This window comes from Marinifilum sp. JC120, from assembly GCA_004923195.1.
Taxonomy (GTDB): Bacteria; Desulfobacterota; Desulfovibrionia; order Desulfovibrionales; family Desulfovibrionaceae; genus Maridesulfovibrio.
In genome coordinates this window covers 71,559-96,055 of sequence record RDSB01000018.1, presented here as the reverse complement: position 1 = coordinate 96,055, position 24,497 = coordinate 71,559, and the positions used below count along the sequence as shown (strand labels likewise).

General features: G+C 48.3%; 20 protein-coding genes. 8 read left to right on the top strand and 12 right to left on the bottom strand.

Features of this window, described 5'->3' with window-relative positions:
- Positions 1-245: 245 nt before the first annotated feature.
- Positions 246-1,388, bottom strand: coding sequence for an NAD(P)/FAD-dependent oxidoreductase (locus tag D0S45_16350; GenBank protein TIH13092.1), 1,143 nt, complete (start codon positions 1,386-1,388; stop codon positions 246-248).
- A 111-nt stretch (positions 1,389-1,499) separates the two neighbouring features.
- Here D0S45_16350 and D0S45_16345 point away from each other — a divergent pair, with 111 nt between their 5' ends.
- Positions 1,500-2,177 carry an HAD family hydrolase gene (locus D0S45_16345; GenBank protein TIH13091.1) on the top strand — a complete coding sequence of 226 codons (678 nt, stop codon included), beginning with the start codon at positions 1,500-1,502 and terminating at the stop codon, positions 2,175-2,177.
- A 280-nt stretch (positions 2,178-2,457) separates the two neighbouring features.
- On the opposite strand, the gene D0S45_16340 is transcribed toward D0S45_16345, so the two are convergent.
- A complete protein-coding gene (locus tag D0S45_16340; protein TIH13090.1) occupies positions 2,458-3,561 on the bottom strand; it encodes a DUF362 domain-containing protein in 1,104 nt (367 codons plus the stop codon).
- A 222-nt stretch (positions 3,562-3,783) separates the two neighbouring features.
- Between D0S45_16340 and D0S45_16335 the strand changes: the two genes are divergently transcribed.
- Positions 3,784-4,740 carry an SDR family oxidoreductase gene (locus tag D0S45_16335; protein TIH13089.1) on the top strand — a complete coding sequence of 319 codons (957 nt, stop codon included), beginning with the start codon at positions 3,784-3,786 and terminating at the stop codon, positions 4,738-4,740.
- A gap of 86 nt (positions 4,741-4,826) precedes the next feature.
- Here D0S45_16335 and ilvD read toward each other — a convergent pair whose 3' ends face one another.
- From ilvD to D0S45_16315, 4 genes are all read right to left on the bottom strand, one after another.
- Complete coding sequence (ilvD, locus tag D0S45_16330; protein ID TIH13088.1) at positions 4,827-6,494, bottom strand: dihydroxy-acid dehydratase; 1,668 nt, start codon at positions 6,492-6,494, stop codon at positions 4,827-4,829.
- Positions 6,495-6,842: 348 nt separating this feature from the next.
- The gene (locus tag D0S45_16325) at positions 6,843-7,724 is read right to left on the bottom strand and encodes an FtsX-like permease family protein (protein TIH13087.1); all 882 of its coding nucleotides are present in this window, start codon (positions 7,722-7,724) and stop codon (positions 6,843-6,845) included.
- On the bottom strand, positions 7,718-8,407 hold the full coding sequence (gene ftsE / locus D0S45_16320) for a cell division ATP-binding protein FtsE (protein ID TIH13086.1): 690 nt from the start codon (positions 8,405-8,407) through the stop codon (positions 7,718-7,720). Before ftsE ends, D0S45_16325 begins: the two co-directional genes overlap by 7 nt.
- A gap of 20 nt (positions 8,408-8,427) precedes the next feature.
- On the bottom strand, positions 8,428-8,781 hold the full coding sequence (locus D0S45_16315; GenBank protein TIH13085.1) for a hypothetical protein: 354 nt from the start codon (positions 8,779-8,781) through the stop codon (positions 8,428-8,430).
- 336 nt (positions 8,782-9,117) lie between these two features.
- On the opposite strand from D0S45_16315, the gene D0S45_16310 reads away from it, so the two are divergent.
- From D0S45_16310 to D0S45_16295, 4 genes are all read left to right on the top strand, one after another.
- Positions 9,118-10,293, top strand: a complete 1,176-nt coding sequence (locus D0S45_16310; GenBank protein ID TIH13084.1) for a pyridoxal phosphate-dependent aminotransferase — start codon at positions 9,118-9,120, stop codon at positions 10,291-10,293.
- Positions 10,294-10,393: 100 nt separating this feature from the next.
- The gene (locus D0S45_16305; GenBank protein ID TIH13083.1) at positions 10,394-11,737 is read left to right on the top strand and encodes a glucose-6-phosphate isomerase; all 1,344 of its coding nucleotides are present in this window, start codon (positions 10,394-10,396) and stop codon (positions 11,735-11,737) included.
- A gap of 120 nt (positions 11,738-11,857) precedes the next feature.
- A complete protein-coding gene (locus D0S45_16300) occupies positions 11,858-13,288 on the top strand; it encodes a GHKL domain-containing protein (GenBank protein TIH13082.1) in 1,431 nt (476 codons plus the stop codon).
- A gap of 2 nt (positions 13,289-13,290) precedes the next feature.
- Positions 13,291-14,664 carry a sigma-54-dependent Fis family transcriptional regulator gene (locus D0S45_16295; protein ID TIH13081.1) on the top strand — a complete coding sequence of 458 codons (1,374 nt, stop codon included), beginning with the start codon at positions 13,291-13,293 and terminating at the stop codon, positions 14,662-14,664.
- A gap of 46 nt (positions 14,665-14,710) precedes the next feature.
- Here the strand turns inward: D0S45_16295 and D0S45_16290 are convergent, their stop codons facing one another.
- From D0S45_16290 to sstT, 3 genes are all read right to left on the bottom strand, one after another.
- A complete protein-coding gene (locus D0S45_16290; protein ID TIH13080.1) occupies positions 14,711-15,364 on the bottom strand; it encodes a toxin-antitoxin system YwqK family antitoxin in 654 nt (217 codons plus the stop codon).
- A gap of 56 nt (positions 15,365-15,420) precedes the next feature.
- Positions 15,421-18,297: a DEAD/DEAH box helicase gene (locus D0S45_16285; GenBank protein TIH13094.1), complete on the bottom strand. Its 2,877-nt coding sequence runs from the start codon at positions 18,295-18,297 to the stop codon at positions 15,421-15,423.
- Positions 18,298-18,468: 171 nt separating this feature from the next.
- A complete protein-coding gene (gene sstT, locus D0S45_16280; protein ID TIH13079.1) occupies positions 18,469-19,710 on the bottom strand; it encodes a serine/threonine transporter SstT in 1,242 nt (413 codons plus the stop codon).
- A 406-nt stretch (positions 19,711-20,116) separates the two neighbouring features.
- Here sstT and D0S45_16275 point away from each other — a divergent pair, with 406 nt between their 5' ends.
- Positions 20,117-21,067, top strand: a complete 951-nt coding sequence (locus D0S45_16275) for a cation transporter (GenBank protein ID TIH13078.1) — start codon at positions 20,117-20,119, stop codon at positions 21,065-21,067.
- Positions 21,068-21,073: 6 nt separating this feature from the next.
- Positions 21,074-21,766, top strand: a complete 693-nt coding sequence (locus D0S45_16270) for a dienelactone hydrolase family protein (protein ID TIH13077.1) — start codon at positions 21,074-21,076, stop codon at positions 21,764-21,766.
- Between the two features lie 64 nt (positions 21,767-21,830).
- On the opposite strand, the gene D0S45_16265 is transcribed toward D0S45_16270, so the two are convergent.
- The 3 genes from D0S45_16265 to D0S45_16255 all read right to left on the bottom strand — a co-directional run bounded on the left by D0S45_16265 (position 21,831) and on the right by D0S45_16255 (position 24,330).
- Positions 21,831-22,340, bottom strand: a complete 510-nt coding sequence (locus tag D0S45_16265; protein ID TIH13076.1) for a nitroreductase family protein — start codon at positions 22,338-22,340, stop codon at positions 21,831-21,833.
- 382 nt (positions 22,341-22,722) lie between these two features.
- Positions 22,723-22,818, bottom strand: coding sequence for a MetS family NSS transporter small subunit (locus tag D0S45_16260; protein TIH13075.1), 96 nt, complete (start codon positions 22,816-22,818; stop codon positions 22,723-22,725).
- Between the two features lie 3 nt (positions 22,819-22,821).
- Positions 22,822-24,330: a sodium-dependent transporter gene (locus D0S45_16255; GenBank protein ID TIH13074.1), complete on the bottom strand. Its 1,509-nt coding sequence runs from the start codon at positions 24,328-24,330 to the stop codon at positions 22,822-22,824.
- Positions 24,331-24,497 lie beyond the last annotated feature (167 nt).

Below are 24,497 nucleotides of genomic sequence, written 5' to 3'. Positions count from 1 at the left end.
AAAATGCTGCACGCCTTTAATTAGACAGTTTTCCCTAGCAGATGCCAAGCAAGGCTTGATGACAAACAGGTTGGACCAACTCCTGAAAAACCTGACTCCGGCGGTGGCTTAAAAAGCCGTTGAGCCGATGAGGAGCAGGAGTGCGGATGCACCATCAGGGCACATAGATGCCGAATATACGTTTGCATCCACCTCTTAATCAATCCAAGCTTGACTTCTGGGCGGGACCATATACGCCGGAGGCATTAATCCCATTTCTTCTTCAATAGAAATTTATACGACCTCACACCGTGGACCATATCGGCCAATATTCTTGGCATGGATTTGAACATCATCTTGAATGACATATGCTTTAAGAGCGGCTGGGAATAGAACAGAGTCCAGCGTAAGCGATTGGAGTAGCGCAGTTCCGGGAAGACGTACTTTTCCAGACGTTCAAGGTAGAATTTTTCAGGTGCCTTGTTTTCAGTAATGCCTCGGGCTATTGATTCCGCAGCGTATCGTCCGGTCTGGATGGCGTAGAATATACCTTCACCGAAGAGCGGTTCAACCAGTCCGGCGGCATCCCCGGCAAGAAGTGTACGCCCGAAACAGGGATTCTCCATGAAATTTCCGTAGGGCAGCGGGTAGCCCTGCATGTGCAGTGATTCAGGATCAGAGATACCCTGCGTGCGTAGGAAGTCCATGTAGGTTTTCTTGAAATCAGTGGTGCATCGTTTGAGTGCGCCGATTCCGGTGACAACTTTTCTTTTGGCGGGGAATACCCAGATGTACCCGGCCCTGAGATGTCCGATATAAAGTTCAGGCTTGGTTACTTTGCGCGGGAAATCTTTTTCGTCAAAAATGATTTCAATGGTCGAGGCCATATCATCGCGCCATTTTTTCTTATCGTATGGCACAGAGCGGCGGATGGTGGAATGTACCCCGTCTGCGCCGATCAAGTATTTTCCCTTGAAAATTCGGTTTGATGCGGTTTTTACTTCCGCGTCCTGATAATTGCAGGATTTAATTTCTTCGCCGGTAAAAATGTGCGCTCCGGCATTTGCGGCTTTTTGTAGAAGGAAGTAATCAAAATCCACCCGGTCCACAAAGCGGAATGGGATGGATGATTCTGCATCGCGGATATTGTGGTTTCGGTAATTGATGGAATATTCAGCTGACTCAAAGTTGATGATGCCTTTTTCGTTGAGGCAATCAATATCACAATCGAATACTTTGTTTATTACTTCTGTGGCCTTATAGGTTAAGAGTCCACCACAGAGTTTTTTTCTGGGAAACTCGGATTTATCGATTAAAGCTACTTTAAAACCTTTACCAGCAAGGATACAGGCGGCTGTAGAGCCGGTAGGGCCTCCCCCTGCAATAATTACATCAAATTTACCGGACACATTGACTCCTGAAAAACTGTTCACAACCGGAATATCTGCTTGATTAAGTTATGATTTCATATCGGTTCAAGACAACTTGGGCAAGCAAGACCGTACAAAACTTATCGGAATATGAAAAAAATAGAAGCAATAATTTTTGATTTTGACGGCACACTGGCCGAGTTAACCATTGATTTCGATGAGATGAAGAAGCGTCTTAAGGCTTTGGGGAGGGCATTTCTTGATCCACTTCCTAAAAAGGATGCTCCAGCCCTTGAATGGGTGGATTTCATAGCCGATTGCCTTGCTGAAGATGACCCGGATCTTGGCAAGGAATTTCATACCCGCTGCCGTTTTCTGATTATCACCATGGAAGTGGAAGCAGCCCGTAACGGAAAGCTTTTTCCGTTCACCTGTGAGATTTTATCCAGTCTACGCAATTCCGGTATCAAAACCGGAATCATTACCCGCAATACCGCCTCAGCTGTGCGGGAACTTGTTCCTGAAATTGATGATATTTCCGGTTGTTTCCTTTCCCGTGAAGATGTTCGAAACGTCAAACCGCATCCGGAGCATCTGTTCAAGGCTTTGGAAAAAATAGGGGTTGATGCTTCAAATGCACTCATGGTCGGTGACCATCCCATGGATATTGAAACAGGTAAAAGAGCCGGGGCCATGACCGCCGGAGTAGCTACAGGGCGCATGTCAGTAGAAGAGTTAACAAAAGCCGAACCTGATTTCGTAGCTGCAAATTGTGCAGAACTTATGCAAATGCTTGAAAAAGAAGGGTTAGTTGTAAACAATTCATAGCTAAAAATTGTTCAAAACGTGGAGAGGACGTCATTCAAAAGGGATTGAAATCGAAAAAGAATTCAAGTTATGTTCGTTGCTGAAGCTGCATGGTGAATGTCAGTAAAACAATTGATATATGTTGATCTTAATTTTGTAGTTGCAATTTGTGCTAAACACGTACAAGTGCTTGGAAAGTAAAGATTAGTTATAAACAATTTGCAGTCATAATATGTTCAAAACAAAAGGGCGCAGTATCGTTAAAGATACTGCGCCCGATGTTTTGAACATATTTTTTAAGCTAAATAGTAACCAGCTTGTAGTTCCGAGATCCTAAGCCGATTTCTTCGGCATACTTCAGGCCGAAAGAGTCCGGTGTGTCCGGGGTGAGTGCTTTGAACTTGTCATCACCCTGACTGAGTCCATCCGGCAATCTGCTGGGATACAGCGGCGGCGCGGAGTTGATCATATCCAGCGAGGCCTGATCAATAGCAACAGGGTCGGATGAGATCATGACCCCAAGATCGGGACAGATGGGCGCATCGCTGTAGCCGTGGCAATCACAGTCCGGGGTGATGTTCATAAGAAAGTTGATATGCATGGCTGGGCGCTTGAGTCGATCCAGAATAGCTTTGTTGTATTCAATGAGCCGTTTGGTGAAGATATCCACATCGCTTTTCCAGTCGATGGAGATGGCCCCGTAACGGCAGGAAAGGAAACAGCGTCCGCATCCGGTGCATTTTCCGCCCATTATGATCTTACCGTCATCGTCAAGATCCAGTGCTTTAGCTGCACATTCGGTGATGCAGACCCCGCATCCGGTACATTTTTCAGGATGCAGATGCGGCTCAGTGGAAACATGGATATGCATTTTTCCTTTTTTGGAAGCGCAGCCCATGCCGATATTTTTGATGGCTCCACCGTATCCGGCCAAACCATGCCCTTTTACATGGTTGAGGGTAACCATCATGTCTGTTTCCATGAACATGCCACCCACGTGGGCTTCAGAAATGTGCTTTCCGTCGTAAGGGATAGTTGTTTCATATTCCCCGCGTAGTCCGTCAGCAAACATAACCGGAGCACCTACAATATTGGGATCGTAGCCATGCCTAGCTGCGAGTAATCCATGGGAAACGGATTCCCCGCGGTCACCTACATAAAGGGTGCTGGTGTCGGTAAAGAAGGGTTTGGCACCTGCTTTTTTCAGGAAATCTACTATGGGGCGCAGGTTGAGGGCATTCAGATACCCGGTATTGCCGCTTTCCCCGAAATGTACTTTAAGGGCCACAAGGTTACCCGGATCAATAATAGCATTCAATCCGGACTGCTTGAGCAGTTTTTTCATTCTCAAGGCGTGTGGAGATTTACGTGTGGTGCGTAAATTCCAAAAATATACTTTAGACATGTCACTTCCCCTTATGTTGCCGAAATGTGTAAGAGCTTTTTCGGGCTGCTTTTAGCGGCATTAAAGTATAGTCTACTTGAAAGATTGTCTATTTTAAAAAAACAGCTTTATAGTAAATATTTATGAATTAATGGGCGGGTAGCTTTCAGCAGATAGTTGATTTATATAGCACTGACTAAGCGATATATGCTTGAAGAGAATTGAATATTCAGGAGCTTGAAAATGCACTTACTCAAAAGGGTTTTGGTTACAGGCGGAGCAGGATTTCTGGGGGCGCACCTTTGTGAACGTCTTTTAGGTGAAGGATGCGATGTTATTTGTGTGGATAATTTTTTTACAGGTACGAAATCAAACGTTACCCATTTGCTTGGCAATCCGAATTTTGAAATAATCCGTCATGATGTAACTTTTCCGCTCTATCTGGAAATTGACGAAATTTACAACCTTGCCTGCCCTGCTTCTCCGATTCATTATCAGCATGATCCGGTTCAGACCACCAAGACTTCCGTTCATGGGGCAATCAATATGCTCGGTCTTGCAAAGCGCACCAGAGCGAAAATTTTTCAGGCTTCAACGTCCGAAGTCTACGGTGACCCGGAAGTGCATCCCCAGCCGGAAAGCTATGTTGGAAGCGTAAATCCCATCGGACCACGCTCCTGCTATGATGAAGGTAAACGTTGCGCTGAAACCTTGTTTTTCGATTACTATCGTCAGCACAAAGTGAACATCAAAGTCGCCCGTATTTTCAACACTTACGGTCCGAAAATGCATCCTAATGATGGGCGTGTGGTCTCAAATTTTATAACCCAAGCCCTGCTCGGCAAATCGATTACCATTTACGGTGACGGTTCCCAGACCCGTTCATTTTGTTACGTAGATGATATGATAGATGGATTTTTGAATCTGATGGATACCCCGGATGAAGTTACAGGTCCGATAAATCTCGGTAATCCGGTTGAATTTACCATCCGCGAACTGGCAGAAAAAGTAATCGAGTTGACCGGATCAAAGTCGGAATTGATTTTTGAACCCCTGCCCGGTGATGATCCAAAACAGCGCAAGCCTGATATTTCACTGGCCAAAGAACTGGGCTGGGAACCGACCATCCAACTCGAAAAAGGACTGGTTAGTACAATAGAATATTTTAAAACTTTGGATCTGGAAGCTATTTTCAAATAGAAGCATCTCGCGGTTTATCTACAATAAATAAGGCCGCAATATCATATAAGATACTGCGGCCTTGTTTTTAGAGTAGTTTGAATAAATTATTTCTTATAAACAGCACCGGTTGATGCTGAAGTTACGTTCTGGCTGTAACGCTTAAGAAATGCGGAGGGCATTTCTTTTTCAATGGGCTTGAAAACAGCACGGCGTTTTTCAAGTTCAGCTTCATCAAGCTTTACGTTGATGGACCGTTCGGGGATGTTGATTTCAATTACATCACCAGTCTGTACGAGGCCGATGGCACCGCCGGAAGCTGCTTCCGGGGAAACGTGCCCGATGGCTGCGCCGCGGGTACCGCCGGAAAAACGTCCGTCAGTGATCAGAGCCACGTCTGCGCCAAGTCCCATACCTGCGATGGCGGAAGTGGGAGTCAGCATTTCGCGCATACCGGGTCCGCCCTTGGGTCCTTCATAAAGAATAACTATGGCATCGCCTTTGACTATCTGGTTACCGAGAATAGCTTCAACAGCTTCTTCTTCGGAGTTATAAACTTTGGCGTTGCAGGTGCGCTTCATCATCTCAGGTGCTACTGCGGACTGCTTAACTACGCAGCCGTCCTCGGCAATATTACCGAACAGAACCGCGATACCGCCTTCATGGGAGTATGGATCATCAACCGGACGCACAATTTTGTGGTCGGTGATTCCGGCATTCAGTGCCTTGAGATTCTCACCCACGGATTTTCCGGTAACGGTCAGCGGATCAAGTTCGATACGTCCGGACTTGGAAAGTTCGGCCATTACACCCTGAATGCCGCCTGCTGTGTTCAGGTCCTCTATGTGATCGGGACCGGCCGGGGAAAGTTTGCAGAGGTTAGGTGTGTTGCGGCTGATTTCGTCAAATACGGTCAGGTCCAGATTAAGGCCTGCTTCGTTGAAAATAGCGGGCAGGTGCAGCACGGTGTTGGTGGAGCAGCCGAGAGCCATATCCATGGTTACCGCGTTTTTGAGGCTTTTCTCAGTGACGATGTCGCGGGGTTTGATGTCTTTTTCGAGCAGGGTCATGATCTGGGATCCTGCTGCTTTGGCAAGGCGGGTGCGCTCGGCCATAACCGCGGGAATGGTGCCGTTTCCGGGCAGTGCCAGACCGATGGTCTCGGACAGACAGTTCATGGAGTTGGCGGTGAACATGCCGGAACAGGAACCGCAGGTAGGGCAGGCACTTTTTTCAAGTACGGTAAGCTCATCTTCAGTCATGTTTCCGGTCTTAACCTGACCAACACCTTCGAAAACAGTAATCAGGTCTACTTTTTTGCCGTCCTTGCGTCCTGCGAGCATGGGACCGCCGCTGATAACGATGGTCGGGATGTTGAGTCTCAGGGCAGCCATGAGCATACCGGGTACGATCTTATCGCAGTTGGGGATGAGTACCAGCGCGTCAAAGGGGTGCGCAGTAGCCATGATTTCAATGGAGTCGGCGATGATCTCACGGCTAGGCAGGGAATAGCGCATGCCCGCGTGGTTCATAGCCAGACCATCACAGACACCGATGGCAGGAAATTCCATGGGCACACCGCCGGCAAGACGCACGCCGTCTTTTACCGCACGGGTAATGGTGTGCAGGTGCACGTGGCCGGGAATGATTTCGTTGGCAGCGTTACAGATACCGATCAGCGGACGGCTGACTTCATCCTCGGACATGCCCAGTGCGTAAAGCAGGGAACGATGCGGGGCCTTTTCCAGCCCTCCAGTCATTTTTTTACTTCTCATGATTTTCTCTCCTTGTATGCCTCCGGCGGCCCTGCCGGGGGCCTTAAACCCTTTGGGAAAAGGGTTTAAGAATCCCAAAACTTTTTAATTGGGGTTCGAGGTTTTGGTTTTAATTTGTGCTTTTAGCCAGTTCAGTCAAACAACAGTCAAACAACAGTCAAACAAATATACTATGCTTGTGTATTGTTATTATTGAATTTTTGACTGATATAGGAGTTTAGAACTTATCTCAGTCAAATGGCAGTCAAATAAAAATATCTATTAGGGATTCCAAAGGGGATTACCCCCTTTGGCCGCCGGAGGCGAAATGCGATCATATAAAAGCGCGATAGCGCATCAAATCAATATTTAATTCTTAACAGCTACAAAGCTGCTCAGCATTCCGATCAGGGTGACGGTTCCTACCAGTATAAGGCATTGTTCCGGGGGCAGGAAGGTCAGTTTCATGAATAGTGGCGGAAAGTTCAGGATATCTGTGAAAAATTGCTGGGCAGCGTAAAGTAGGCCAAGGGCTGCCCCACTTCCGACGAGTCCGAGCAGTGCCCCTCCGGTTAAGAGCGGAAGGCGGATGAACCATTGCTTGGCACCCACGAGATAGAGGATTTCTATTTCGTCTTTGCGGGTCATGAGTGAAAGGCGCATGGTGTTACCGACAACAAGTGCGACTATCAAACCTAAAAAGGCGATTATGGGCCAGACTATTGATTGGGTCAGGCTGATCCAGCCTCGTGCAAGGTCAATCTGCAAAGGATTGTAATGTACCTTGTCCACAAAGGGAAGTGCTTTAAGGTCGTGCAATAAATCCGCGGCCCAGCGTTCATTTTCCACGCCCGGTTCAATGGAAAATGAAAGCAGTGCCGTGGGCGGCAGTGGATTGCGTGATTCACCGAGCCATGAAAAATCGTCCGTATCGCTCAGGGCTGCGGAAAGCTGTTTGAGGGCGTTTTCCGGGGTGAAGGTGCGGATATCTTTCAACCCTTCGATTTTTTTGAGGTCGGACCACTGCTTTTCGTAATCTTCCGCCGGGGTGTTGGCGGCCCAGAAAATCTGAATTTCAACCTGTCCTTTGCTCTTGAGGAGTTCCTGATTAACGTTATGCAGGGTGAGCATGAACAACCCGGCCATGATGGAAACCATGGTTACGGCTACGAGAGTGAAAATATTGGCCCACGGGTGCAGTCCCATGTCACGGATACCCCGGCCTATGAGCCTGAAAAAGAGTGCTAACATGGGCATAGCTCCGAGGTCAGGAATTCCGGAGGTTCGCTGAGCTGGCCGTCTTCAAGGTGAATGATTCTGGAGTCAGGCACACAGCGCAGGATCTCCCGGCTGTGGGTAGCCATAACTACGGTTGTTCCGTGGGTGTGGAATTGTTTAAAAACATCCATCAGGTGCAGGGAAAGTTCAAAGTCGAGGTTTCCGGTAGGTTCGTCAGCAATGATCAATTTGGGATTGACCACCATGGCCCGGGCGATGGCCACCCGCTGCTGTTCACCACCGGAAAGGCTTCCGCATTTGGAGTAACTCTTTTTTTCAAGGCCAAGGGCACGGATGATGGCCCGGACCCGTTTATCAACAACAGATTTGGGCATGCTGCGTACGGTCAAGGCAAGGGATACGTTCTCGTATACTGATCTTCCAGACAGAATTTTGAAATCCTGAAAAACCACACCCAAGTCACGGCGTAGCATGGGAATCTGTTTGCGTTTGATGTTGTGCAGGTCGTACCCGGCAACAGACGCTTGTCCGCGGGTAAGTGGCAGGGCACCGTAAAGCAGACGCATGAGGGTGGTTTTGCCCGCGCCGGAATGTCCGGTCAGGAAGATAAATTCCCCTTTTTCAATATGCAGGGAGATGTCTTTCAGGGCCCAGTTGGAACCGAAGTTGTATGAAAGCCGGTTAAGCCGGATCATTTAATCACCGTGGAAAATAGCTAGAATTTAACCTTAAGGTTCTGACCGTCGGAAGTGGTACAGGTCCCTGTTCCGCCGCCTTCGAATTCCTGAACCGAATCTTTCAGCTCAAAGTCGCATTTCATGCTGACCCCGTCATGGCTGTAAAGAGTTACGGATTTTTCGCCGCGTTTCATTTCGCCATTGAAGACAGTCTCATCAGGAAGCTGAGCTTTTACTGCGTAGGTCTTGAGTCCGCTCTGTTTGAAAGCAGACATTTCCACCGGGCCGAGATCAGTCCCTTTATCGGAGGTTACTTCACCGTTCATCATCACAGGTGCGCAGGCAGCAAGGCTCAGCAGCAGGACGGTCAAAGTTAAAAATCTGTAAATCATATTATTAAACTCCTCGGATGGGGTTGTAGCAGGGGTGGGACAGTTTTGCAAAAATCATTGTATTAAGCGGTCCGCTGGGCATTTGTTTCGGTAAACGGTTAAAAAACAGAGTTGTAAAGTGGGATATTATCCATAGAGAGATTTACGTTTTTGCTGTTTTCAATTAAGTTCCCCAATAGAGCATGGACCTTAACAACAATCCTGACAATTGCGTGTTTTATGGCGCATCTTCAGATTTGGTGTCGTAACTGTTTGAATTTATTAGTTACGGTGTGTATGCTTAATTGTCGTCAATGGCCGTGGATTAACATATAACTCAAGCAGCAGGAAAGAGATATGAAAATTTCTGAAAGACTTATGAGGGCAAAACCGTCAGCAACTCTGGCAGTAAACGCCAAGGCACAGGAACTGCGTGCACAGGGTAAGGAAATCGTAAGCCTCGCAGTTGGTGAGCCTGATTCCCCCACTCCGGCGCATGTCTGTGAAGCCATGAAGAAAGCTGTTGATGACGGATTTCATCGCTACACCGCTGTTCCTGGACTCCCTGAACTGCGTACGGCTGTTGCCAATTATTACGGCAAATTTTACGGCGCAAAAGCTGAAGCTGAAAATACCATAGTCAGTAACGGCGGTAAGCATTCTCTATACAATCTGTTCATGGCCCTGATTGATCCGGGCGATGAAGTGCTTATTCCTGCTCCCTACTGGGTCAGCTACCCGGCCATGGTCGAACTGGCTGAAGGTAAGCCGGTTATCGTACCCACAACTGCCGAGTCCGGTTTTCTGGCAGAGATCAAAGATCTTGAAGCAGCCTGCACCGACAAGACCAGACTGCTCATCCTGAACACTCCCTCCAACCCCACCGGCGGACATTACCCGCAGGCACAGCTGGATGAAATTGCTAATTGGGCCAAGTCCAAAGGCATCTTCATTGTTTCCGATGAAGTTTACGACCGTCTGGTTTACGCACCTGCGCAGTATTCCACCCTTGCCAACTTCTGGGAAAAGAACCCCGAAGATGTAGCTATTGTCGGTGCACTCTCCAAGAGTTTCGCCATGACCGGCTGGCGTGTGGGAACCACTCTTGCTCATGCCGATCTGGTCAAGGCTATGGTCAAGATTCAAGGACAGTCCACTTCTAACGTAAACACCATGGCTCAGAAGGCTGCACTTGCCGCTTTTGAAGGTCCTTGGGATCTCATTGATGACATGTGCGTCAAGTTCCAGAGACGTCGTGACCTAGCTTATGACATCATCACTTCATGGCCCGGCGTGATCTGCCCCAAACCGGACGGAGCTTTCTACCTCTTCCCGGTTCTGGACACCTTTTTCACTGAAGAAACCCCGGATTCCGCTTCCATGTGCACCAAGATTCTGGAAGAAGCCGGAGTCGCTCTTGTACCTGGTTCCGCCTTCGGTGATGACCGCTGCATCCGCTTCTCTTATGCCGTAGATGACGAAGTACTCAAAAATTCACTGGAAAAAATCGGCAAAGTGTTGATGGGAAAATAAAAAGCAAGTAAAGATAGTCATATTTGATTGATGAAAAAATCAACCTCTCCCGGTGATAACTGCCGGGAGAGGTTGCAACCCATACAAATGGAGATCGAATATGGCTGCCAATATTCTTGATTGGACCGACAGCTGGTATGAAAGACTTGATTCGGAATCACATTGCGATTCCGCAGCAGGTCTTGCCGCAAGATTCAGCGGAGAAGTGGCTGAAGGCAAATTGCCCTTTTGCTCCATGCCTTTTATGGCTTCTTTGCTCCATGATCTGGACGGTCTTGAAGGTTACGTAAAAAGTTTTGACCATATGCTTTTGCTGGGCATCGGCGGCTCCGCCCTCGGTGCAAGAGCCTTGCAGAAAGCTTTCTTTCCGCAGCAGGATCAGCCGGGGCATGAAGGCCCATGGTTTTGGATTGCGGATAACGTTTGCGCCAAGACCCTTGATTCCTATCTTCAGAAACTCCCCCTTGAAAAAACATTGGTTGCGGTTGTCTCCAAATCCGGCGGAACAATCGAAACCATCAGCCAGTATTTCCTTGTTCGTGACAAACTCAAACAGGATCTCGGTGACAATTGGAACCGCAATCTCCTTTTCGTAACTGATAAGGAAAAAGGTTTCCTGCGTGAGCAGGCCGATGAATTTTCTGTGCGTACCCTCGAAGTTCCTGATTTCCTCGGCGGCAGGTATTCCGTGCTTTCCGCTGTCGGGTTGCTCCCGGCCATGTTTATGGGCATAGATTATCGGGCCATGGTGGAAGGTGCTTCTGCTGTTCTTTCTCCGCTGGCATCGCCCAACCTTGATGGCAGCAGCTTGGGCAACCATCCGGCATTTAAGCTGGCTTGCTGGGCTTCCGGTTTGATGAATGAGGGCTACAACGAACTGATTTTCTTTTCTTACATCCCGCAATGGGCCTGCTTCGGGCAGTGGTTTGCCCAGCTCTGGGCGGAAAGTCTCGGCAAGGACGGCAAAGGCAGTCAGCCGCTTCCGGCAACTGGGGCCACTGATCAGCATTCCGTGAACCAGATGTTTCTGGACGGCCCGCGCAACAAGGGTTGTCTGTTCCTGACCTGTCCTTCACTTCCTGAAGGCGCAGCCTTCCCGGAGGATATTCCGGATAATTTTTCTTATCTCAAGGGCAAAAGTTTTGGTGAATTGATCCATGCTGAAGGTCTGGGAACCAAGATGGCCCTCTCCGCTAATAAGGTTCCGTTAGTTGAAATGCAGATGGGTGATGATTCTGAGGAATCCGCAGGAAGACTCATGGGATTGCTCATGGCTGCAACTATATTTACCGGCTGGCTCATTGAGATTAATCCCATTGACCAGCCCGCTGTTGAGATGGGTAAGTTGCTTGCCAAAGCACGGCTCGGAGCTGATGGATTACAAAAAGAAAAGGACAGCCTTAACGCATTTTTGAATACCAAGCGTTTGGAACAAGAATTTTAAATATTACAATACTTACATTAAATTTTAATCGGTCGTCTTTTTTAATAAGGCGGCCGATTTGCTTTTGCTGCCGAAGGCTTATAAGTAATAACAACATAAATTAAGCTGCCCGGAGGCACTTTGGAAAATAATCAAGATTTGCAGGTTAAATCATTTCAGCTTGTTAAGCTTCTTTCATGGACTTTGCTGATAGTCATTATTGCCAGCAGTCTGGGGCTTTCTGTATTTCTGGCAAAGCATGCGGATGAAACCCTTCTGGAAAAGCAGAAGGAATTTGCTTTGTTGCAGGCTGAGAACCTGAACCACCAGATTTACCGCCGTTTTATCCTGCCTACGATTATCGGTTATGGGCGCATCGGGCTGAAAAATGAGGAACAGATGGACCGCCTTGATCAGGTGGTGCGTTCCACAGTGCACAGCTTTAAGGTTAATGAAGTGCGTATTTATGACCCTGAATTTACAGTTTCATATTCAACTGATCCTGAGATAATCGGCAAGAAAGATTTGGGTGGTGAATTTATCAAGCAGGTCCTTGAAAGCGGTGAGCCGAAATATGAATTTATCCGCAAGAAGTCCACGTTGGCTCTTATCTTTGATTTTCATATGCGGCCCGGAACAATGCAGCTCAAGATCGTTTACCCGCTACGTTCGGAAAAGAGTCTGAACATTGAGGAAAACGTGATCATGGGTGTGATGGAACTTACTCAGGATATTACCGAAGATTACCAGTCGGTTATAAATTTCGAGCGGCTTATCCTGTTCACTTCCAGTTGTTCAGCTATCATTCTTTTTGCCACGATTATGGCTATTATCCGACGTGCTGATATTATCAATGAACAGCGTATGCAGGAACGCCAGCAGTTTGAAAAAGAACTCAACCAGAGTGAAAAACTGGCCAGCATCGGGCGTATGGTTGCCGGGGTGGCTCATGAAATCCGTAATCCGCTGGGCATTATCCGCTCCAGTTCAGAATTGCTGCTTAAAAGGATGAAGGAAAGCGATCCGGTCAATGTGAAGATACTGGGGGCTATTCATGAGGAAACCAAACGACTTAGCCGTACGGTTAGCGATTTTCTCGACTATGCAAGGCCGCGCAAGATTGCTCTGCACGCCCTTGATCCGGCTGATTTGCTGGATAAAATTTATATGTTTCTGGACTCCAAATGCCGGGAAAGCAACATTGAATTGAAAAGGGATTACGTGCATGGGCATCAGGTATGTGCTGATGATGATTTGCTTTACCGTGCCTTTTACAATCTTATCGGCAATGCCATGCAAGCCGTGGAAGAAAATGGCCGTATCGCTGTTTCTATTAATGAAGGTAAAGATGGAATTAGTGTTGTTGTGTCCGATTCCGGCCCCGGATTTCCTGCTGAAATTATTGATAAGGCCAAGGACCCGTTTTTTACCACCAAGGATAACGGAACGGGCTTAGGGCTTGCCATTGTGACCAATATTGTGGAAAGCCATAACGGAAAGCTGCGTATCGGGAACAATCCCGAGGGCGGGGCGCGTTTGGAAATATTTTTACCTGAAAAGAAAGACTGCTAGAAATGCCTGCAAATATTCTCATACTGGACGACGAACAGAACTACCTGCTTATTCTGGAGGCACTGCTTTCAGACGAGGGGTATACTATTACTGCCCTCTCCGATCCTGAAACCGGATTGGCTTATCTTGATGAATCGGAAGTTGACATGGTCATCACCGACATGAAGATGCCCAAACTGACCGGACAGGACGTGCTGGAACATGTGAAAAAGAATTTTTCGCACATCCCGGTGATCATTATGACCGCTTTCGGTTCTATTGAGTCCGCTGTTGAGGCCATGAAAATCGGGGCCTTTGACTACATCACCAAGCCCTTTGCCAATGAAGAACTGCTTCTTTCTGTGACCAAGGCTGCGCAGTTTGCTAAAGCACAGCAGGAAAACAGACAGCTCCGGGAGCAGATCAAGGACCGCTATTCACCCAGCAATATCATTGGTCGTTCCAAGCCCATGATGCAGGTCTTCGACATGATCAGCAAAGCCGCTCCGGGCAGCTCCACCGTGCTGGTTACCGGGGAATCGGGAACAGGTAAGGAGCTGGTGGCGCAGGCTATTCATCAGGCCTCACCGCGTTGCGATAAGCCTTTTGTTTCCGTTAACTGCATGGCCTTTAACGCCGGGGTGCTGGAGAGTGAACTTTTCGGGCATGAAAAAGGTTCTTTTACCGGAGCCGTGGCCCTTAAGCGTGGACGTTTTGAGGCTGCTGACCAAGGAACCCTTTTTCTCGACGAGATAGGTGAAATTTCCCATGACATGCAGGTCAAGTTACTGCGCGTATTGCAGGAAAAGACCATTGAGCGCGTAGGTGGGGGAGAGCCCATCAAAGTTAACATCCGCATTGTGGCTGCCACCAATAAAAATCTTAAGGAAGCGGTGGAAAAAGGCGAATTCCGTGAAGATCTTTATTACCGTCTCAATGTGGTCAGCATTGAAATGCCCCCTCTGCGTGAACGGCGTGAAGACATTCCGTTCCTGGTGGATCATTTTCTGGCCACCTATTCGGCTGACAACAACAAAGAATTTGACGGCTTTGCACCGGCTGCTATGGATTACATGACCGCCTACGAATGGCCCGGAAATGTACGTCAGTTGCAGAACGTTGTGGAGCGTTGTGTTGTGCTTACTTCCGGCACAGTCATAGAGACCGAAGATCTGCCTGCCGAGATCAAGGATGAGGAAGCGCAGTTCAAAAGCGCGGTGGATTTACTGCCCGCAAAGCTCAATCTTGCCGATACCTTGGATAAGATTGAAGCTACGCTGGTGCGTAGGGCTTTAGTGGCCGGTAATTTTGTGAAAGTAGATGCCGCTGAAATGCTTGGTATCTCTAAGAGTCTTTTGCAGTATAAGCTGAAGAAGTATAAGATTACCGGGAAATAAATATTTAAAAGGGGTGCTGAACTTAGTTCAGCACCCCTTTTTTTTACTAAAAATTATAAAACATACTGGTCATGGCCGAAAACTGGTCGTGATCAGATAGATCAATATCCCGCGCATGCTCCTGCAACACATCATCCCGGTACTCGAAGACATTGACCAGAAATCCGGCCTTGTCCTTGGTGATGAATAAACCTTCGCGCTTGCCGTTCTTGTAATTCATTTCATCTTTCACCTTACCGTTGCGGTGAAAAGTAAAAGACTTGCCGTCAAGTTGGGCCTGAGCGTTGTAGTGGCGCATTTCACGCAGTTCACCGTTATCAAAATATTTGTAGTTATAGCCGTCCCTGTCGCGGTCGACGAAGAATTTCTCCTTGATTTTGCCGTTGGGCCAATACAAGGAATGGTAGCCGTAAATTTTACCATCCCGGTTGGTGCCCTTTTCACGCAGTGTGCCATCCGGGTTATAATGGTAGAACCCGCCGTCCATGACTCCATTTTTGACTACGATCCGGCTCTTGGGGAAGCGTTGTCCTGAGTCGTAATATTCGCTGTAGATACCGCTGAAAGGCTTATTGGTGTCCAGAAACAGGATTTTATCTTGCTCAAAGGTGAGCTCGTGGAAAGTTGCTTCCTGCGGATTACATGCGGCCAGCAGCATTAAGAACAGGGCAGCGATTAAAACGTGCATATTTTTGAACATAGACATCTCCTATTTCCTCAGAGGGCTATATGCCGGATGTCTTAAATACCCTCTTCTTACCAGTCTACTGGTAATCTCACTTTTTTCTTATCTTTATTAGTAAATAGCACGTATCCGTTCTCTTTGCCAAACAGATAGACATCGCGGGTTACGGCCACGTCCTGCTTGCAATATTCAGTGATAAGGTCCAGACGTCCTTCCTTCCACCATTCAAGAGCCTGTAAGCCGTCCGCGCTTTTGGCGGCATCGAGGGTCGCTTGAGCAATGTTATCGAGCTTGAGGCGGTACCCTAAGCGTTCGTGAACCTTTAGCAGCAGGTCCAGTGTGGGCAAGCTTTTGTAGTTGAAGGCGTGGATGCCGGAAAGGACCTTGTAGTCGAAACGTTCAATGTTGAAGCCGATGATCAGATCAAGGTTTTTGACCCGTTCCATCATTTCCGGAATTTGATCTTCTTCGTATTCAAAATATTTGTCCTCTGTGGAATCGTAAAGCACGGCAATGGAAATGCCCATACGCTCAGCTTTGTTCCAGCCGCCCACATCCTGCGCGGAGCGGCGGGTTTCCACATCGAGCACGCCGAAGTTTTTAACTTCCTTGGAACTCTCTTCCATTTTTACCTCTTCGCCGAAGGGAACCAGTACCATAGATAAATCCTCTATTTTTTTCGGTGGTTGTCCGTTGACCATGTTTTCAAGAACGTAGATTGCCGCTGCTTTGTCGATGGGCCTGTTGCCGGAACCGCATTTGGGGGAATGTACGCAGGTAGGACAACCCAGTTCACACTCACAGTCTACAATGACCTGTAAGGTGCGTTCAAGGAGTTCTTCTGCCTGTTCAAAAGCCTGCATGGTCAGCCCTGCGCCGCCGGGGATGCCGTCGTAGATAAAGACCGCCGGACCGTCGACTTGCTCGTGCATGGGTGTGGAGATACCGCCGAGGTCATTGCGGTCAGTGAGTACCAGCAGGGGCGTGATGCCGATGGCTGCATGTTCCACTGCGTGGATGCCGCCCATGAAATGAATGAAATCATCTTCTGCCCTGCGTTTGATTTCCGGGGAAATTTCCATCCACAGCCCTTGGGTTTCGAAAACGACCGGGGGTAAGTCCAGAGGCACTATCCCGAGCAGCTTGCCGCCCCTTACAGCTCGTTTTTCATATCCGGTGACCTCTTCGGTTACCCGCAGCCGTCCGAAGCGCATGACAATGCCGAAGACTTTTTTCTGGGAATGGACTTCAAGAATTTCCGTGGATTTGTTTTTGCGGGCGCGGGTGTAGTAGCCGACCCGTTCCTTGGCGGCTTTGATTTTCTTAGCTCCGAGGTCCAGTTCCTTGATACAGTAGGTGGAGCCGCGATGGATGTAGACAGCACCTTCGTGTGCTTCTGAGTAGGCCCGGACCTCATCAATGGTGCCGATGGTGGCGCCGCTGGCAGAATCCTCGATGTGCATGGTCGACCCGGCCCCGCGCAGAGATACTTCCCGATGCGGGCGTTTACGGGTGGAGTATATTTCGTCCCCGCGTTTGTTGCGCAACAGCACCCCTTCCAGCTCAAGCTCATGGACCCGTTTTTTTATCTCATTATCGCGGAGCAGGTAGTCGTTGTCGCGCAAGGTTAGTTCCGCTGCGGCGCAGACTAAGTGGCGTTGCATGATTACGGGGTTGTAGGGATTGAGCACCGCGTTTTCCGCCGGACGGGAAAAGAAGTCTTCCGGGTTGCGCATGAAATATTGATCAAGAGCATCTTCCTGTCCGATGAGGATGACCGCAGATTCGCGCTGACTGCGTCCCACGCGTCCACCACGTTGCAAGGTGGCCATGACTGATCCGGGGTATCCCACCATAATACAGAGATCTAAACCGCCGATGTCGATGCCCAGTTCAAGGGCACTGGTGGAGATTACCGCCAGCAGTTCCCCGGAAGACATTTTCTGTTCAATCTCGCGCCGTTCTTCAGGCAGAAATCCGGCCCGGTAAGCGCTGATGCGGTCTTTGTATTCCCCGGCTTTTTCATTTACCCACATGGCAATAAGCTCGGTCATTTTGCGGGATTGGGTGTAGACGATGGTCCTAAGTCCCCGCGCAAGTCCGGCCTTGAGCAGCTGGATAGCCGCGCTGTAGGGTGAAACCACCGGATTGAAAAAGATGTAGTTGCGTTTGCCCGAGGAGGCCCCGGATTCGGTTATGGGGCTTACTTCCAGTCCGGTCAGATCGTGGCAAAGTTCTGCCGGGTTGCCCACGGTGGCTGATGAAAAGATAAATGAGGGATTGGCCCCGTAATACTTACAAATTCTAAGCAGCCTGCGGAAAACCATAGCCATATGCGATCCCATCACTCCCCGGTAGGTGTGAACTTCATCCACCACAATGTGGGTCAGTCCGGCCAGAAAGGGTGACCATCTTTCATGGTATGGGAGCATGGAAAGATGCAGCATTTCCGGGTTGGTCAGGATCACCGAGGGCGGGGTGTCGCGGATTTTCTTGCGTCTGTAGGGTGAAGTGTCACCATCATAGATGGCTGCTTCGGGTCGCACTTGCTCGGGTAACAGGGCCGCCATTTCATTAAAGGTCTTGAGCTGGTCCTGCGCAAGGGCCTTGAGTGGGAAAAGATAGAGAGCGTGGGAGTCAGGATCACGCAGACATTGTTCCAACACGGGCAGATTGTAGGTCAGGGTCTTTCCGCTGGCTGTGGGGGTGGCAACGACTACATTGCGTCCGGCTCGGGCGTAGTCAGTTGCTTCAGCCTGATGGGAGTAAAGCTGTTCTATGTCACGGAAGCTGAGCACGGAATTTACCGAAGGGGAGAAAGGGCGGCGCGGTTCGCCGTATGAAGGATCGCATCCGTCCATGGTCCGATGGTGGACCACTTGATCTCCCATAGTTGGAGAGGCGAGCAGGGAGCTTATATATTCTTGTATCTTGTCTTTATTGTGCATCAGATAAATAGAGTCATCATGGAATGGAATTTCGTCAATAAAAAAAAGGCCCGTGCGTCGAAACACACGGGCCTTTTGATTTGTATATGCGAAGCGGCGAAGCCCCAATAAAAAGTTTTGGGATTCTTAAACCCTTTTTCCAAAAGGGTTTAAGCCGCCGGAGGCATTGCTTTAAGCTTTAACAGTTTCACCTGCAACTTCGTCACGCTTGGCTGCGATGTCGGCAGCAGCGGTGAAGATTACGTCGGTGGAGCTGTTCAGTGCGGTCTCAGCGGAGTCCTGAATTACACCAACGATGAAACCGGCAGCAACAACCTGCATGGAGATTTCGTTGGGAACACCGAAGAGGGAACATGCGAGGGGGATCAGCAGCAGGGAACCGCCGGCAACACCGGAAGCACCGCATGCGGATACGGAAGCAATAAGGCTGAGCAGCAGTGCGGTAGCAATATCAACCTGAATGCCGAGAGTGTGTACAGCGGCGAGGGTCATTACGGTGATGGTGATAGCTGCGCCGCCCATGTTTACGGTAGCACCGAGGGGAATGGATACGGAGTAAGTATCTTCGTGCAGGTCGAGTTTCTTACAAAGTTCCATATTCACAGGAATGTTCGCTGCGGAGCTGCGGGTAAAGAATGCGGTGATACCACTTTCACGCAGGCAGGTGAAAACCAGCGGATAAGGGTTGCGTTTGGTTTTGAACCATACAATCGCAGGGTTGATTACCAGAGCCATGGTACCCATGGAGATGAGCAGAACCATGATCAGGTGGCTGTAGCCTGCCAGTGCGGAAAAACCGGTGTTAGCAATGGTATTGGATACGAGGCCGAAAATACCAAGGGGAGCAAAGCGGATAACAAGCTTAACGATTTTGGATACGCCGTCGGAGAGGTCAGTCAGAACCTGCTTGGTTGTATCGCTTGCGTGCTGGAAAAAGAAACCGAGAGCGAGAGCCCAGGCAAGGATTCCGATGAAGTTACCGTTGTAGAGGGCGGTGACCGGGTTATCCACAATCTTAAAGAGTAGGGTATTCAGAACTTCAGCAATGCCGCCGGGAGGGGTGGCCGCGGTGTCGGTGGCAACAAGGGTAAGGGTGGTGGGCATCAGGAAGCTCATGGTAACAGCAACAAGTGCAGCCATGAAGGTACCCACAAGGTAAAGAGAAATAATGGAGCGCATGTTTGTGTGTGCGCCTTTTTTCTGGTTTGCGATGGATGCCGCAACAATTACGAAAACCAGAATAGGAGCAACTGCCTTGAGACCCTTAACAAAGAGGCTTCCCAGAAGTCCTACGGATTTTGCTGCTTCAGGAGCAGCGGTTGCCAGAGCGATACCTGCTGCAATACCGACCAGAATCTGTACTACCAGACTGCCGGATGCAATGCGTTTAAAGATGTTGGATGATTGTGTCATTTTTATCCCCCGTGTTTTTGAAAAAAATTTATGCTAGACGGTTTTGGTCATAGGTAGATGTTGAGATTCTTGTCAACATTTTTGTGCCAAATAGGCGATTAGTTAATTTAAGCTATGTTTTTTTTCGTATTGAGCAAAAAAACAATAAGCAAAACACAAGCATAGATAGTTGCACAACATTAGGTTACTATTGTACATTGATTGATTTGTATTAAAATGCTGAATGGATATTCAGTCAATAATTTGTTTTAATATGAAATATATCGTTATATGTTTGTTTGATAATTCCTATTTACAAAATATTAAGTTTAAATATTAACGAAAACGCAAAAAACGAAGTTGATAGTTGTACTGATAACCACTATGTAACTTTTTTTTAAATCTAAATTGAAAGCAGGATAAAAGCATGGCTGAGTCTCCACAGAAGTATATTTACTACTCAATTGCGGCTTCAATTATTACCATGTTCCTTAAAACATGGGCTTGGTACGTTACTGATTCAGTGGGCTTGCTTTCCGATGCTTTGGAAACCCTAGTCAACCTTTCTGCCGCGCTCTTTGCTCTGGCGGTCCTGACTTTGGCCCTCAAGCCTGCTGACGATAACCACACTTACGGGCACGGCAAGGCGGAATACTTTTCCAGTGGTGCGGAAGGGATGCTTATCCTCATTGCTGCGGTGGGCATCGTCTATGCTTCAGTAGAAAGGTTCATGAGCCCATCAGTTCCGCAGAATTTGGGTATCGGTCTGGGTATCGCGTTGCTCTCGTCAGTAGTGAATTATGTGACAGCCAAGATTATGCTTAAAGGGGCCAAGGTTCACGATTCCATCATCCTTGAGGCGGACGCAAAACATCTTCTGACCGATGTCTGGACTTCGGTGGGGCTGGTAGCCGGGTTAGGCACAATGTTTTTTACTCCTCCGTCATGGGCATTCATTGATCCGCTTATCGCCATGATCATGGCCGGGAATATCGTTTTTACCGGATTTTCGCTGATCAAAAAGTCGTATTCCGGTCTTATGGACAACGCCTTGCCTCATGAAGAACTGCTGGTAATTGACGCCGCTGTGCGTAGTTGCGGCGGTGAGGACGTGCTTTACCATGGATTGAGGACCCGCAAGGCCGGATCGCAACGGTTTGTTGATTTTCATCTGTTGTTGCCCGGAGAATCCAGCATTGCCGATTCTCATAATTTATGTACTGAGATCGAAGAATGTATCAAATCTGATTTGAGAAATTGCCATGTGACCATTCATGTAGAACCGAAAGAAGATGTTGCGTCCTACGATTGTGAGGAGACCGGCGGCTTATGTGGTTCCATGATCAGGCTTAGAGAAAAGCTCGGGGATAAGGAGTAGTTGTCGATGCATGAGCAACGTAGCATCAGTCATATTCATTTAAATATAGAGCTTGAAAGTATTCTGCTGTTTCCCAAGGGAGAGGGACGTTTTCCGGCTGTTCTGCTATTTCATGAATATACCGGGCTGAATGAGGTTATTCTCAGCCATGCGCGCAGGTTGGCGGAAAATGGTTATGCAGTGCTTGCCGCAGATTTTTATGGAGTCCACAACCGTCCTTTTACTATAGATGAAGCGCGCACCACCCACCGCATTTATCGCAATGACCGTCTTTTAATGCGTGAGCGGGCAAAGGCTTGTCTTGATATTCTTTGTGCGCAATCTGAAATTGATCCATCCCGCATTTATACCCTCGGCTTTTCATTCGGTGGAGGCGCGGCATTGGAACTGGCACGTACCGGAGCAGATTTGAAAGGGGCGGCATCTGTTTATGGCTATCTTGATACCAGCCATCCTGCATTTTCCGGAGACATAAAATGTCCCCTGCTGGCTATTCATGTGAATAATGATCCCGTAGTTCCCGCAGAGCATCTGCGGATGTTTGAAGAAGAAATGGACTGCGCAAAAGTGGATTATGATTTGACCCGGCTTGATACCGCACAACATGGCTTTGCCAACCCGGATGATGATGGTTTTGATGCGAGGCTTGCGGAAGAAATGTGGATGCAAGTGCTGGACTGGTTGGATGTCAAAAAGTAACCGATCGTATACTTTTTAAAATAGCAAAATCCCCGGCACTCTCGCACCGGGGATAAACAAATTCCTACCAGCTGTTGCGGTGAACCCTTTCTTCGTTGTAGCGGTCTTTTTTCTTTGATTCCTGCTTGGGCCAGCCCATGACTGCAAAGCCCAGCGGGATGACCTGTTCGGGCAAATTAAACAGCTTTTTAAATCCCTCGACCCTTTCTTTTTCAGGATGGATTCCAGTCCAGACCGCTCCGAGCCCTTTTGCATGAGCAGCCAGCAGTAGATTCTGCATTGCTGCTGCGCAGTCTTGTGACCAGTAGCCGGGATATTTTTCAAGGCTCAAATCAGCGCAAACAAGAATTCCCATGGGAGCATTTTTGGCCATTGCCGCATATTTGTTGATGGCTGAAACGGTTTCAAGTTTTTCGCGGTCGTCAACAACTACGAACTGCCATGGCTGGGCATTTCCGGCACTGGGAGCCATCATGGCTGCGCCGAGGATTTCTTTAACTATTTCCTCGGAAACAGGCTTATCTTCATATTTTCTGATGCTTCTGCGGGAGTGAATCGCTTCAAATACATCCATTGTATTATCTCCGTTTAAGTTTGAGTGGATGATTGTTTGTAACATAGGAGATTAAAAAAACGGATCATATTTTTGTATGGTTATAAGGAAGGTATTTATGGATGCGAAAACAGGGGATAGATAGGCAGTGTCGATGCCTTTTTATAAACGGGTAGAGGTAATTATAAATAGTGCTTGATTTTAGCTCATTCTGTTGTATTCTACACATAATCACACCCCTGATTTGGTCTGAAATACTTTTGGTTATTTTGCAGTCCAACCCCTTGGTGGTGCCGTTCTCCTCCCTCGCTAACCGTTCGGCACCACCATCCTTTCCTTAAGAAAAAGGGTGCGTTCCATGTGGAACGCACCCTTTTCTTAATTCTATATTCTGCCCGAAACGCTATTTGTTTTTAAAAGCGATACGGAAACAGGCGATTGCTCCGCCCCAAGTAATACCGAGGCCGAAGATCATCATGATGATTGCGCTGGTAGTCATGGTTTATCTCCTTTTAAGGAAGCTGCTGTTGGTGGAAGATACTGAGGCGAATGCACGATTCTGACTGGAAAGGGCAAGGCCGACAGCAAGACATACAGCAAGGATTGCCCAACCAAAGGCAATAATTGCGGTATTGGAGTACCCACCATAGTTCTTGGAGATGTCACCGATGAAGTTGGTGACGATCATGAAACCGAGCATAGCGGGAACAATGAAGCGCAGGCTGTTCAGCCACAGGGAACCAACTGTGAATTCAGAGGTTTTGTTAACGTGAACGCGCATTTCATCGAGATTGCAGAACCATGCAATGAATATGATCTCAAGGAATCCGCCGATGAGGATACCGAAGTTGTTGACAAAGTGGTCAACAATATCGAGCAGCAGCAGGCCGCCGCCAGTGGTGAAGACCAAGCTGACCAGAAAGCCCAGAGCGCAGCAAACGCTAACAGCTTTCTTGCGGGAAACACCGAACTTATCGATTACGGCAGAAGCCACAACTTCGTTGATGGAGATCATGGAAGAAAGGCCTGCAACAGTAAGGGCCATGAAGAAAAGCACGCCGAAGAATGCGGGGGCGGGCATCAGGTTGATGGCGGTGGGCAGGGTGACGAAGGCAAGGCCTACACCCGCACCGGCAACGTCCTTGATGGGAACGCCCTGCTGCTGGGCCATGTAGCCAAGCACGCTGAAGATCATGATACCGGAGATTATGCTGAATCCGCAGTTGATGAATACAGTCATGCAGGCGTTGTTGTTGATGTCAGATTCTTTGGGCAGGTAGCTGGAGTATGCCAGCATGATACCGAATCCGATAGAGAGGCTGAAGAAGATCTGACCGAATGCGTCAGCCCATACTTTGCCATCCATGATGGCGGCAAAATCAGGCTTGAAGAGCCAGTTCAGTCCGTCCATTGCTCCGGGGAGCATGAGACCTCTTCCAATGAAGATAAACACAAGCAGGAAGAGAAGGGGCATGAAGATCTTGTTTACCCGTTCAATACCGGCCTTAACACCGGTGAACAGGGCTACAAAAGTAAATGCCCAGGCTGCGGCGGTTGCCAGGAAGATGGAACCCTGCACATTACCCATATTCATGGGGGAGTCGGTCAGACCGAGGAACTCTCCAAAGAAAAATTCCTTGGGTGACGCTCCCCATCCTTGGGTGAAGGCGAGGCCCACGTAGTTCATTGCCCATGCAATAACTACTACATAATAAGAGGCAATGATAAATGAAACCACTACCTGCCACCAGCCGAGCCATTCCCATTTTTTGGAAATGGATGAGAAAATTTTTGGCGCGGAACCCTTGAATTTTTGGCCGAGACCGAATTCAAGAATCATGAATGGGATACCCGCAGCAAGCATTGCTACGAAATAGGGGATGAGGAATGCACCACCGCCGTTTTCATAAACCATGTAGGGAAAACGCCAGATGTTACCCAATCCAATTGCAGAGCCCACCGCGGCAAGAATAAAGCCGGAACGGGAACCCCATGTTTCTCTTTTTTGCATGTTGTCTAAACTCCTTAAGAAAAAACAAGCTGGAACAGCAACCATTTTGCTGATTCAGCAAAAACTATATGTAAAATGCGCTAAACGCACAATTGAGCATACCGCATAGAATACATTTTGATTATTGTCTATCAAATTCAGTATCTGGTTTTTGGAATAGAGATGGA